Source organism: Alteromonas sp. BZK5 (assembly GCF_014349115.1).
Lineage (GTDB): Bacteria > Pseudomonadota > Gammaproteobacteria > Enterobacterales > Alteromonadaceae > Alteromonas > Alteromonas macleodii.
Map to the genome: position 1 here is coordinate 1 of NZ_JACSOE010000092.1, position 12819 is coordinate 12819.

General features: G+C 43.8%; 10 protein-coding genes. 9 read left to right on the plus strand and 1 reads right to left on the minus strand.

Annotation, left to right across the window (positions count from 1 at the left end):
* Positions 1–111: 111 nt before the first annotated feature.
* A complete protein-coding gene (locus BIZ39_RS18150; RefSeq protein WP_049587523.1) occupies positions 112–1749 on the minus strand; it encodes a M28 family metallopeptidase in 1638 nt (545 codons plus the stop codon).
* Between the two features lie 188 nt (positions 1750–1937).
* Between BIZ39_RS18150 and BIZ39_RS18155 the strand changes: the two genes are divergently transcribed.
* From BIZ39_RS18155 to BIZ39_RS18195, 9 genes are all read left to right on the plus strand, one after another.
* Positions 1938–2273: a DUF1820 family protein gene (locus BIZ39_RS18155; RefSeq protein WP_049587521.1), complete on the plus strand. Its 336-nt coding sequence runs from the start codon at positions 1938–1940 to the stop codon at positions 2271–2273.
* A gap of 38 nt (positions 2274–2311) precedes the next feature.
* Complete coding sequence (locus BIZ39_RS18160; protein WP_049587520.1) at positions 2312–4063, plus strand: DUF885 domain-containing protein; 1752 nt, start codon at positions 2312–2314, stop codon at positions 4061–4063.
* Between the two features lie 2 nt (positions 4064–4065).
* Positions 4066–4575, plus strand: a complete 510-nt coding sequence (locus tag BIZ39_RS18165; RefSeq protein WP_049587518.1) for a hypothetical protein — start codon at positions 4066–4068, stop codon at positions 4573–4575.
* A 247-nt stretch (positions 4576–4822) separates the two neighbouring features.
* Complete coding sequence (locus BIZ39_RS18170) at positions 4823–5572, plus strand: recombinase RecA (RefSeq protein WP_049587517.1); 750 nt, start codon at positions 4823–4825, stop codon at positions 5570–5572.
* Positions 5572–7059, plus strand: a complete 1488-nt coding sequence (locus tag BIZ39_RS18175; RefSeq protein WP_049587515.1) for a Y-family DNA polymerase — start codon at positions 5572–5574, stop codon at positions 7057–7059. Before BIZ39_RS18170 ends, BIZ39_RS18175 begins: the two co-directional genes overlap by 1 nt.
* Positions 7060–7095: 36 nt before the next feature.
* The gene (locus tag BIZ39_RS18180; protein WP_168533909.1) at positions 7096–10185 is read left to right on the plus strand and encodes an error-prone DNA polymerase; all 3090 of its coding nucleotides are present in this window, start codon (positions 7096–7098) and stop codon (positions 10183–10185) included.
* Positions 10186–10327: 142 nt separating this feature from the next.
* Positions 10328–11119, plus strand: a complete 792-nt coding sequence (locus tag BIZ39_RS18185) for a hypothetical protein (protein WP_049587510.1) — start codon at positions 10328–10330, stop codon at positions 11117–11119.
* Positions 11100–11930: a hypothetical protein gene (locus tag BIZ39_RS18190; protein WP_049587509.1), complete on the plus strand. Its 831-nt coding sequence runs from the start codon at positions 11100–11102 to the stop codon at positions 11928–11930. Before BIZ39_RS18185 ends, BIZ39_RS18190 begins: the two co-directional genes overlap by 20 nt.
* Before the next feature lie 136 nt (positions 11931–12066).
* On the plus strand, positions 12067–12597 hold the full coding sequence (locus BIZ39_RS18195) for an acyloxyacyl hydrolase (protein ID WP_014975262.1): 531 nt from the start codon (positions 12067–12069) through the stop codon (positions 12595–12597).
* Positions 12598–12819 lie beyond the last annotated feature (222 nt).

Below are 12819 nucleotides of genomic sequence, written 5' to 3' on the forward strand. Positions count from 1 at the left end.
TTAGCATTAGATATGGAAACGCCTAACGCAGTGCATAATAGAAAAGGCCAGCTTCGAGAGCTGGCCTAATAACTGTCAACCTATATTAGGACGACACAAATAAATATGGACTTACTTGCTAAACGTGTTTCCAAAGAAATCGCCGTCGTTCCACTTAGGCTTGTTCTTTTGGTTTGCTAGTGTCCAACCAATTTGCGCGTTAACCTTGGTGAAAGTCTCTGCCGCATTCCAGTTGAATGGCTGGTTAATGTCGTCGCTAGGCTTATGGTAGTGCGTAGATAAGAACTGACCAAACACCTTGCTGCCATCTACGTTAGGATCTTTAGACTTCAGACCCGGCACCATAAACACTGAAGGCACACCTTGCTTTACAAACGCATAGTGATCTGAGCGAGTGAATAACGCTTGCTCAGGCCATGGGTCAGGGCTTAGTTCAATGTTGGCATTCGCCGCCGCTTTTTCCACTGACTCTTGCAAATCACTGTGGTTCGCGCCAAACGCAATAACGTCTGCAAACTCGTAAGTCAAAATTGGCATATCTAGATTTACGTTCGCCACCATTGAAGTAACCGGTACAGTTGGATTACGAGCAAAATAGTCTGCACCTAGCAGGCCCTTCTCTTCACCCGTTACCGATACGAACAGAATTGAGCGCTTTGGCTTTTCTTCCATTTCGCTAAACAGGCGTGCAGTTTCTAACATCACTGACGTACCAGACGCATTGTCCATGGCGCCATTGTTAATGTTGTCTTTCTTTACGGTCTTGGCAAAACCAATATGGTCAGAGTGAGCAGAGAAAACCACATACTCGTTTTTAAGCTCTGGGTCAGAACCTTCAAGTACACCCACAACATTTGGGCTAGTGATGGTGTCGTGTACGCTCGTCTTACTGATATCAACCACACCGTTTAACGCAAAGCCTTGCGGTACTTTGTCGGCTTCAAGCTGTGCATAAACGTCATCAAGGCTCTTTTCTGCGCCTTCAAATAACTTACGCGCAGCGCCTTCACTCATGTAAGCGCCACCTTTAAGCTGAGAAAAGCTGTTTGCAGGCTGACCACTGTCGTCTAACCATGCCATACGCGGCGTATGGATGTAGTTCAAACGGCTTTGATAAGGGCGTACCTTTTCATTTTTAGGCGTTGTGATAGTGATCATGCCAATAGCGCCATTGTCTACCGCATACTTTTGCTTTTGATAGCCAGACGCAAAGTGAGCGCCCTCTTCTGATGGAAAGTCGCTTGGCTTACCAGCAAGCGCTACAACAACCTTACCTTTTACATCTAAGTCTTTGTAATCGTTGTGAGATAGCTCATCAGCCACAATGCCGTAGCCCACAAAGACCATTTCACCTTTTACATTAGCTTCAGTGCTAAGCAAACTTGGGCTAGCTAAATACTCTTTCGGATAGTCAAACTCGACGGTTTCGCCGTTTTGCGTGAAAGTAAACTTGGGAGACTCTTGAACCAGATTCGCTTTGCGAAACGCTACGTTTTGCATGTAGCCGTCTGTACCCGCTGGCTTCAAACCATATTTAGCAAATTCGGTCGCAATATATAGCGCCGCAATTTCATGGCCACGAGAGCCCGTGTCACGACCTTCAAGCAAATCATCTGCTAGGAAAAACAGGTGCGATTTGATTCGCTGTGTATCAGGGTTAAAAGCATTGTCTGTCGATGCGTGGTTATGGGCAGTAGCAGCAAAGGTCATTGCTGTCATTGCACTACCTATAAGGAGTTTTTTTATCATTCTAATTTCACCATATAACTAAGTGTGCATCATGGTAACGCAGTTGATAGGCGGAATACCATTAAACTACTAACGTTTACCATGTGTTTCCTACCGTTGCTCGCATTTTATGAGCAAGGTAAAATTGTTAACCACATACCGGCTCAGCTTCCGGGTGTTTTTATATTTTTTAGTAAAGAGCAGCATCTATGTCAAAAGACGACATTCTTTACCGCGTTCAGTTCATCAGCAACGGTGAGCGCTATGAGTTATACGTAAAAAGCCTTATGCAGGGCGCTTTGTTTGGCTTTATCGAGATAGGTGACTTTGTGTGGGATACTCACACAAGTGTTGTTGTAGACCCTAGTCATGAAAAGTTGAAAACCGAATTTTCTGAAGTAACAAAAACTTATGTACCGATGCACAACATTTTGCGCATTGACGCCGTAAATAAAAAAGGTTCAGCCAAAATTACTAAATTAGAAAATAAATCTGATAAAGTAACTGCTTTCCCTAGTCCAATATATACACCAACGAAAGAGTAACCGCCGGGTCATTCCGGTGAAGGTTGCCGGAGACCCTTATGTATCGCTATGTTTTAGCAGCATTATTATTTATTTGCAGCGTTAGCTCATCTGCAAAGGACCTTAACGATGAAAGCTTGTATCAACTACTTGATGACATTTGGCAATACGAGCTTTCGGTTTCCCCGCTTCTAGCTTCTCGCGAAGGCGATACTTCACTCGCTCACGTATTACCAGACAACTCTCCCAAAGCCCTGAAAGCACAAAATGAACAATGGCGTACTTTTCAAAAGGCCTTAAGTCAGTATAAAAAAGAAGACATCTCTACTGATGCTTATATTGCCTTGCTGATGCAACAATATCGTTTAGCTAACTATGTGGACGAATATACGTATCGCGCGCATTTAGTGCCTATCAATTCAGAATATGGCTTTCACGGTGCAATGGCCTCGCTTCCTAATTTATCCACCTTTAAGCGCGTAGAAGATTATCAGGCCTACATTAGCCGCCTAAATGCGCTTAAGCCTTATTTTGACCAACAAATTGCGTATATGAAACAGGCGCTAAAAGAAGGCTACACGCAGCCTAAAGTCGTGCTGAAAGGGTTTGAGAACTCGGTGGCGTCATACATTGTTGAAAATGCCGAGGACAGTGGCTTTTATTCTCCATTTACCCGTTTTCCAGAGTACTTTACTGCCGAGCAAAAATCAGCGCTAACGGAGCAAGGCAAGGCAGCCATAAACAGCAGCGTATTGCCTGCATATCAAATGTTCTACGATTTCATGGTAGACGAATACATTCCCAACGCCCGTGAAGATATTGCCGCGAATAACTGGCCTGATGGCGTGGCGTATTACGCCAATAGAGCCAAGCATTACACCACCACGGATATGACGCCTCAGGAAATCCATGATTTAGGTTTGTCTGAAGTAAAACGCATTCGCGCGCAAATGCAGCAAATTGTGGATGAGCTTGGCTTTGATGGCGACATTAACGACTTCATTGCGTTTTTACGCGAAGACCCGCAATTCTATGCCACCAGCGCTGAAGATTTACTAAAAGAGGCGTCGTTCATTGCAAAGAAAATGGACGCAAAGCTTCCTTCGCTCTTTGAGTATCTGCCAAGAACACCCTACGGTGTAGCGCCTGTACCAGACGCTATCGCGCCCAAATATACAACGGGCCGTTACATTCATCCTAGCCGCGATGATCAGCCAGGATATTACTGGGTAAACACGTATGCCCTCGATAAGCGCCCTTTGTATGCATTGCCTGCACTGACCTTGCACGAAGCAGTGCCTGGCCACCATCTTCAAATATCGTTGGCAGCAGAGCTTGAAGACTTACCTATGGTACGTCGTAACACCTATATTTCAGCGTTTGGTGAAGGCTGGGGTCTGTACTCTGAGTTTTTAGGTATTGAAGCAGGTATTTACGAAACGCCGTACGACAACTTCGGTCGCTTAAGCTACGAAATGTGGCGTGCGTGTCGCTTGGTTGTGGATACCGGTATGCACACGATGGGCTGGAGCCGTCAACAAGCGGTTGATTATATGATGGAAAACACCGCGCTTTCAGAACACAACGTAAATACTGAAATAGACCGCTATATCTCTTGGCCAGCGCAAGCCTTGTCTTACAAGATTGGTGAAATCAAAATTAAAGGCCTTCGCAAGAAAGCAGAGAAAGCATTAGGCGAGCGTTTTGATGTGCGTAAATTCCACCGCGCCGTGTTAGAAAACGGCTCAGTTCCACTGTTTATCTTGGAGCAAAACATCAATACGTTTATAGAAGAACAAAAGGCACAATAAACATGATCGTTGCATTTGGTGTTATTGGATTACTTATCCTGTTTTTAATTTACTTTGTGCTGCGAGCGCAGAATTTACAGAAAGAGCTGGCGCTATTGCGTCACTCGAATAAACAGACCAACAACAAGGTTACGTATGCTTATCGCAACCTTGTTCTTGTTACAGATGCGTTAGAGAAAAATCTTACTGCGCGTATTGAAAGTGCCTATAAAAGCCGCCTTATCGACCAAACTCAATACAATGCGCTGCACCCGCTTATGCGCAACTTTTCGACTATCGTCATGGCCTGTTGTGAGAAAGGGATGTCATTTGAGGAGTCACTGAATAAGGTGCTGCTTAATGAAGAAGTGACGCTTGAGGAAATTCGTGAGGTGGTGAAAGCATTCCCTAGCAACGTACGTATGGTGTGGTCAAAAAATACGGCCGACGGCTTCATTGCTTTTTGCCAAACCGTTACAGCAACAGTAAGTGGCACGACTACAAAGGCTCAAAAAGAACCATCTGAAGAGTAACATTTTACTCTATGTCTCTCGTTAGCGCTTATACAGCGCTAACTGTATGGCAGGGTCGTCTGCTTTGCTATGTAGTAAGGCCTGCGACCCTAGCCATGTTCCCACTCTTTTAAAAGTTTAATCTTTTTACCTTTCCAAACTAATCAGTAAGTTAGCGTTTAAAACAACAAGTCAAAAACCTTTTGTCTTGAAAAGGGTTATTGCTGCACTATAATACTGTATAAAAATACAGTTTATTTTGAGTGCCATGAATAAATCGTTATCCGTGCTTAATAACCACCCGCATATTTGGCGGGCCAGAGATCAGAGACAAAGTGAAACCAAGTTTTCACTGGGTTTTCCGCGTCTGGATAAAGCACTTAACGGTGGCGTTACATCTACAGGTCTTGTCCGTATCTCTTCGTTAACCGGCATGGGTGAACTTTCACTCTTTAAACAGGTTATATGCCAACACCGTACGCATAAGCTGGTGGTATTTATTAACCCTCCCGGGCTACTACAGTCGCCGTGGTTAGAAAACTTGGGGCTTAAAGCGCAACAAGTTCTGGTAGTAAAACCAAGTTCTGAACAAGAGTCGTTGTGGGCAGCAGAGCAATGTTTAAAAAGTACGGCTTGCCATTGCGTAGTGCTGTGGAGTAATGCTGTAAATCAAAAAGAAGCACGACGCCTACAGGTAGCAGCAACGCATAATGATGCGCTGTGCTTACTGTATACTCCACCGCAACAGCAGGCATCACAGTTAGGTTATCCGAAGGCCAGCTTAAGTGATTCACAAGCCAACCTGTCGAATCAAAGCGACAGTGCATTACCCATTACGTTGGATATCGCGCTAAAGGGTAAACCCCACGCTTTGGCGGTGAACATACGCAAGCAGCGTCATGGGTGGCCCAAAGATAACATTGTTATTTCCCATCGGTGGACCCCCGACAATCACGCCATTAAATGGGCCATGGCACACAACACGCTTTCCGATCAGGCATTACACTCTGTGAGCTAATGATGCTGTGGGCTTATATTTACTGCTATCAACTAACTTTAGACAGCCATATCAAAGCGGCTAGAAGTAAGCGTGCACATAGCCAATTGCCGAAGCACGAAACTAACAACCAGTATTCAGCGTTAGCGTCGAATACTCCCGTTGCAGTGTACTGCAGTAAAACAAACAAAATTACGCAGTGTAATGATATTGCGAAAAAAGAAGGCATTGAAATTGGGCATGGGCTAGCCCAAGCAGCGGCGTTATGCCCTTACGTGCATATTCTGCCTTTCAGTGAAGAAGCCGAAAAGCATATGCTGACGCAGTTAGCCCATCGGCTTTATCCACTGGCTTCTGATATCGTATTAGACAACCACATTCACTCAAATAGTTTCAGCGGTCTGGCAGTAAGGCTAGATAACCTAACTCATTACTATGGCGGTCATAAGCCACTGTGGAAAACTTTAACCCAAGCTCTGGCAGAAGCAGATATTCGTTATCATTTTGCTAGCGCATGGACAATTGAGGCCGCAAAAGTATTAGCGCTTCATAAATTTAATACCTACTTGCATACATCCGATGACATAAAAAAAGCGCTAAGTACGTGCCCGCTTTCTATTACGGCTCTATCACCTAAAGTCATTGACTCGTTGGCAAGGGTGGGCGTTTCCTGCGTACAACAGCTGTTGGCAATGCCGGTACAAGAACTGGGTCGGCGCTTTGACAATAACACTATTATGTATCTTACTGCGTTAAGGGGAGAAACCTTTCCACGGGTTACATTATTTAGGCCTTTGGAGCACTTCGATAACTTTATCCTATTGCCTTTTGATATTGAAAACACGCAGCATCTAACCCCTTTTGTCAGCCAGCAGTTTGAGCATTTGTCTCACTATTTACGGGCAAGAAACTTATATACATCCAGCATCAGTGTACATATTCATTTCAGAGAAGCACCTGTAATGGATATTAATATACGTTCGGCACTGCCTCAGTCTTCAGTACAAAGTTGGCTGCCCTTGTTTAGTCTTAAAACTGAGAATCTGGTGTTGCCTGAGCCAGCTACAGCCATTGCGCTTACCTGTCAGCAATTTGAAGAAATGGATACGCAGAATGGCGACTTTTTTAGCGACAGATTTAACGATATTGCACAAAAGCAATTAATTGGGCGCTTAAACGCGAAGCTAGGCGATAACAGTACGTTTCAACCTCGCGCTGCCGACAGCCATCAGTTTGAATATATGACGGTGACGGAGTCGAGCACCGGTAACTGCACCCGTAATTATGCTTATAGCAGTGACATTACGCCCACCTTCACTTTTGATGTACCTAAACCGCTTATTCAGGCTACCCAAATTTGCTTTGGCCCCGTGCGATTACATAGCGAGTGGTGGCATGACAGCCCAACAAAGCGTGATTATTTCATCGCCCAAACTGAGCAATGCGTAAAGCTTTTAGTGTTTAAAGATGAAGAGAGCCGCTGGTGGGTGCAGGGCCTTTTTTGCTAGCGGTATGCGGTTAAAGAAAAAGGTAAAGGCAATATCATGAAATACAGTGAGCTCTTTTGCCAAAGCAATTATAGTTTTCTTTGCGGTGCCTCTTCCCCCGCAGAGCTTGTTACCACGGCTTCTTTCCTTGGTTACGACGCACTTGCCATTACCGATGAATGCTCAGTAGCGGGAGTGGTACGGGCTTTCGACGAAATTAAGCATCAGGGCCTACCGATTACGCTTATTGTGGGTAGTTACTTTGTATTTGATGACACTTTATCTTTTGTGCTGTTGTGCCCGAACAAAGCGGCCTATAGCGAACTATGCCGAATTATTACTAACGCGAGGCGTCGCTCTGATAAAGGTGAATACCAACTAGCTGAGTGGGACTTGCGTACCATTCGCCATTGCAAATTCATTTGGCTACCAAGCGGCAAAGAAGCTAAAGACAAGCATTGGGCTGAATGGCTGCAAAAACACCCTAGTATTGATGCCTATATTGGCGCTCAGCGCCTATTAGACGGAAGGGATCACCACAGGTTTGCGCATTACAATCATCTGCAGTCTGCCTATCCTTTTCCTGTTATTGCCTGTACAGGTGTACTCATGCATCACGCTGACAGACTGCCGCTTCAACATGTATTGCATGCTATTAACGTGCATACCAGTGTAGACAAAATAGGTCGGGATGCGTTGAGTAATGCAGAGCGTAGTCTGCGAACCGTACAAAAAATTAAGAAGCTTTACCCTGAGAAATGGATTGCCAATACCAATGCCCTTGCTCACGCTTTCACATTTTCTTTAGAAGAGCTGCGCTACCACTATCCTGCGGAGCTTGTACCTGAAGGGTATACGCCCACTTCGTATTTGCGGGAACGTGTAGAGGCCGGTATAAAAGTGCGCTTTCCTGAAGGTATAACCCCTGATATTCGCCAAACCATAGAAAAAGAACTTACGCTTATTGCCGAGCAAGAGTATGAGTATTTCTTTTTAACCATTTACGACATTGTTCAGTTTGCCAAGCGACAACGTATTTTGTATCAAGGGCGCGGCTCTGCGGCCAACTCGGTAGTGTGCTATTGCTTGGAAATAACCGCAGTAGACCCAAGGCAAATAAGTGTGCTGTTCGAGCGCTTTATTTCCAAAGAGCGTAACGAACCGCCAGATATTGATGTGGATTTTGAGCATCAACGCCGTGAAGAGGTCATCCAATACATTTATCAAAAGTACGGCCGGGAAAGAACCGCTATCGCGGCTACGGTTATTTGCTATCGCTTTAAGTCGGCTTTTAAAGATGTGGGCAAGGCGCTGGGCTTTAGCGAATCACAGCTTGATTTTGTGGTAAAGCAGATTAATCGCCGAGACAGCGTTATTCCGTGGAAATCTCAGCTGGCGGGGCTTGGGTTAAACCCTGAAGAGCCTAGGGTGCAGCAGTTAATTACCCTTACCGAAGCTTTACTGGGCACGCCCCGACATTTGTCGCAACATGTAGGCGGTTTTGTTATTAGCGCAGGGCCGCTCTACGATCTTGTTCCTGTTGAGAACGCCGCGATGGAAGAGCGTACTATTATTCAGTGGGATAAGGACGACATTGAAACCTTAGGCCTTTTAAAAGTGGATGTACTGGCGCTTGGGATGTTGAGCGCTATACGTCGCGCATTCTCGCTTATCAATAAACAATACCCTGTTGAAACCAGTATTCCGTTCATTACTAAGCTCGGAGATGACAAACAGGTTTTCGATATGATTTGTCGGGCCGATACGGTAGGCGTTTTTCAAATAGAATCACGAGCTCAGATGTCTATGCTGCCAAGGCTAAAACCTCGTCGCTATTACGATTTGGTCGTACAAATAGCCATTGTACGGCCAGGTCCAATTCAGGGTGATATGGTCCACCCTTATCTGATACGTCGACACGGCAACGAAACCATTAGCTACCCATCTAAAGATGTGGAGAAAGTTCTGTCTCGCACCATGGGCGTGCCTATCTTTCAAGAACAAGTGATTCAGCTTGCCATGGTTGCAGCAGGCTTTAGTGGCGGAGAAGCTGACCAGCTGCGGCGCGCTATGGCGAGCTGGAAAAAAGACGGTAGAATTTTTGAATTCAGAGACAAGCTTATTAAAGGTATGACGGACAAAGGCTATGACAGTACGTTCGCCCACAACTTATTTGAACAAATAAAAGGCTTTGCAGGTTACGGCTTTCCTGAATCTCACTCAGCGTCTTTTGCCGTATTAGCTTACGTGTCTTGCTGGTTGAAGTTTTACTTTCCCGTTGAGTTTTACGTAGCGCTGTTAAATAGCTGGCCCATGGGGTTTTATTCCCCGTCCCAGTTAGTTCAAGACGCTAAGCGTCATCACATACGGGTAGAGGCGCCCTGTGTTAACCAGTCTGACGTTGAGCATTCTTTGGTGGTACAAGGCCAAGAAAAATACATTCAGCTTGGCCTTAAGCTTATTAAAGGCTTAAGTGAAGCATCGTCTCAACTTATCGTGGAAAACCGCTCAGATAAGGGCTATACCGATGTTGAACAATTACAGCAACTATCGCTTAAAAGTAATGAAGTAGAGGCACTGGCTAGCGCCGATGCCCTTCGCACTATTTCAGGCAACCGATACGAAACCCGTTGGCGAATTATGGATACCCAAACGCGTTTACCACTGTTTGATACTGACGATTTTTATGCAGATAAAAACGTCACACCTCTGGGTGCTTCACCGACCGAGGCAGAAAACTTACTTGAAGACTATGCCTCAACCGGCTTATCGGTAAATAACCACCCTATTTCGTTACTCAAAAAGCAACATAAGCTTAAAGACATAAGCTGGTCCAATTCGCTTAAAGACAAGACAAATAAATCAGTTGTAAAAGTGCTTGGCGCAGTAACAGGTCGTCAAGCGCCAGGCACTGCCGCAGGCGTTACCTTTCTGACTTTGGAAGATGACATAGGCAATATGAACGTTGTGGTATGGCAAGCCACCGCTCGTGCTCAGCAACAAACATTCTTAAAGGCTAAACTGCTACAGGTAAATGGTATTATCGAACGCTCCAAAGAAGGAGTTATTCATATCATTGCAGGTAAGCTTATTGATCGTACGCCTTGGCTCGAAAAGCTGTCATTAAGTTCAAGAGATTTTCACTGAGTATTTTACACCCGCAAAACGATAAATTATGGTGTATAGATACGCGATTTATTTTTGTATTAAAAAACTTCCTCTCAAGGAAATGCTTCAAAGATAATTTATTTGTATATTGTAAATTGCTGTAGTCATTTTGGAGTGTAGAATGATGCGATGTATTGGGCTTTTTATTGGCTGTTTGTTTAGCCTTAATATTTATGCAGAAAAATATGTGATTGGCGCACAAAACTTAGCTTATTTCCCCCATTACGATTTTGCATCATCCACAGATAAAGGGGTTGCCTGGTCAATTTTAGAAGCTTTTTCTGAAGCTTCGGGACACGAGTTTGTGTATTTAAGCTTGCCTATAAGACGGCTTCAACTCGAGTTAGTTAAAGGTAATGTTGACTTTGTATACCCTGATAATAGAGGCTGGTATAACAGCATTACCACTTCAAATGACAAGTACTTTTCCCTCCCATTAACCAGCGCAGTAACGGGGACAATTGTAAAACGACAGAACGCTGGGAAAGGCATCGAAAAGATAAAAAACCTCGCCATGCCGTTAGGCTTCACACCGGTAAATTGGCAAGAAAGAATAGACACCCAACGTACCCAAATAACTTGGGTTACGGATATTCAACAAGGCTTGGCGCTTTTGTACCAAGAACGTGTAGACGGGTTAGATTTAGAGTATTTCGTTAGCCAGCGATCTGCTCCTCTATCATATGAGCAAGATGCATTTACTTTAGATTTGACGCTTCCACATAATGAAATTCCTTTTTCCCTATCTACGCTTTATCATCAAGACATTATTAGTGAACTTAATAAGTTCATATCCTCAAATCCAGAATTAATTGATAGTATAAAAACAAAATACGGAATAACCCCTTTCGAGCAGTTGTCTCAGAAGCTTTTGATAGAACAAGGATTGAAAATTGAAGAGGTTTGGAAATAGTATTCGTCGCTTTGTGCAAATGGCGGTATTGCCAGTTACATGCACACTTTCAAGTCCTTTTGTTTCAGCCGACACCTATATCGTAGGCGCTCAAAATATTGAATATTATCCGTATTACAACTTTTCATCGGATCATGAAAAGGGGTTGGGTTGGGCTATTCTTGAAGCATTCTCAAAGCAAAGCGGACATCGCTTTGTATACTTGAGCATGCCAGTTAAACGCCTTCAGATAGAATTGAAAAAAGGCAATGTAGACTTTGTCTTTCCTGATAACGCCAGTTGGTATGACCAAATAACCCATAGCCTCAACAAAGTGTATTCTGAACCTCTGGCAGAAACATTCGCCGTGACTTTGATTAAAACAGATAACCTTGGTAAAGGAATTACTCACATAACAAAACTTGCCACGCCAGACGGATTTTCCCCTGTAAAGTGGGAACAGCAAATTAAGAACGGTACCGTTAAAGTAACAGGCGTAAACAGTATTTTTGATGGGCTTAATCTTCTACAGAGCGATAAAGTAGATGCTTTAGATGTGGAATATAATGCCGCTAAAAACGTTGCTCGTCGCTTTCCGCAAATGGGACCATTTGCCGCTGATTTAACCCTGCCACACAACGTTGTCTCATTTTCGCTATCAACCTTAAGACACCCCGAGATCATTGCCGAGCTCAATACATTTATACTTTCAGAATCTGAAAGCATAAATAAAATTAAAGCGAAGTATGGTATTGAAGATACAAAGCAACTGATCGAGCGCCTGATGGAAGAGCAACATGTAAGCGCAGATACACGCTGGACATCTTTGTAAAAGCTTCAACAGTGTCAGTAAATTACACTACTCAGCAGGAATAGTTCGGCATTTAGTTTTCATTATCTCTTTGAAATTACGATAATTTTTAATTGGAAAAAATTTTGCTTGTTGATTACCAGATCAAGGAGCAATTATGAAACAGGCATCACTACTTCTATTTTCTTTTTTCATTATTTTCACCGCAAGTAGCGTACAAGCGAAACAAACCGTGAGTGTAGATTATATGCACGGCTTTGACGATATCGATGGTATGCGCTTCGCGTACAGGCCACTTGAACAAACGCTTACTACTGATTGGTTTGGCGACCTAAAGCTATACTGGGAAGTGAGTGCCGTAGTGTGGGAGTATGGTGAAAACGATACGCATAGTACTAGCTACGGCGCGTCATTAACTCCTGTATTTATGAAACAGGTTTCAACGCTCTATGACAAATATCCCGTATATATAGAAGCGGGGATAGGAGCGAGTTACATAGGTAATCAGAAAGTCGCTGGTAAAGATATTGGATCTAACTATCAGTTCGAAGACAGATTAGGTGTGTTTGTAGAGATCGATAAGAAACAACATGTCGCACTGCGCTATATGCACTTTTCAAACGGCGGCTTCAACAATGACAACCCCGGATTAGACTTCCTGAACCTATCCTACGCCTATCACTTTTAAAGAAATGGGGTCAGAGTACATTTTCATTCCGCAATCATTGAGTCAAGGGCTGTTTTGATTTCGAGGAGTATTAGAAGTATTAATGTACTCTGACCCCTTTTTGATGTTTTAAAGGGGAAAGATTGGGGATTAATGTACTCTGACCCTGAGGTATCCCCACAAATAATATTGCGATATCAATAAGATAAAAAAGATAGGAACATTCATGACGTTTGGTGATCA

Coding starts and splice junctions, on each gene's coding strand:
- BIZ39_RS18155 (WP_049587521.1), top strand. CDS start 1,938: ATGTCAAAAGACGACATTCTTTACCGCGTTCAGTTCATCAGCAACGGT.
- BIZ39_RS18195 (WP_014975262.1), top strand. CDS start 12,067: ATGAAACAGGCATCACTACTTCTATTTTCTTTTTTCATTATTTTCACC.
- BIZ39_RS18185 (WP_049587510.1), top strand. CDS start 10,328: ATGATGCGATGTATTGGGCTTTTTATTGGCTGTTTGTTTAGCCTTAAT.
- BIZ39_RS18165 (WP_049587518.1), top strand. CDS start 4,066: ATGATCGTTGCATTTGGTGTTATTGGATTACTTATCCTGTTTTTAATT.
- BIZ39_RS18150 (WP_049587523.1), bottom strand. CDS start 1,749: ATGATAAAAAAACTCCTTATAGGTAGTGCAATGACAGCAATGACCTTT.
- BIZ39_RS18170 (WP_049587517.1), top strand. CDS start 4,823: ATGAATAAATCGTTATCCGTGCTTAATAACCACCCGCATATTTGGCGG.
- BIZ39_RS18160 (WP_049587520.1), top strand. CDS start 2,312: ATGTATCGCTATGTTTTAGCAGCATTATTATTTATTTGCAGCGTTAGC.
- BIZ39_RS18180 (WP_168533909.1), top strand. CDS start 7,096: ATGAAATACAGTGAGCTCTTTTGCCAAAGCAATTATAGTTTTCTTTGC.
- BIZ39_RS18175 (WP_049587515.1), top strand. CDS start 5,572: ATGATGCTGTGGGCTTATATTTACTGCTATCAACTAACTTTAGACAGC.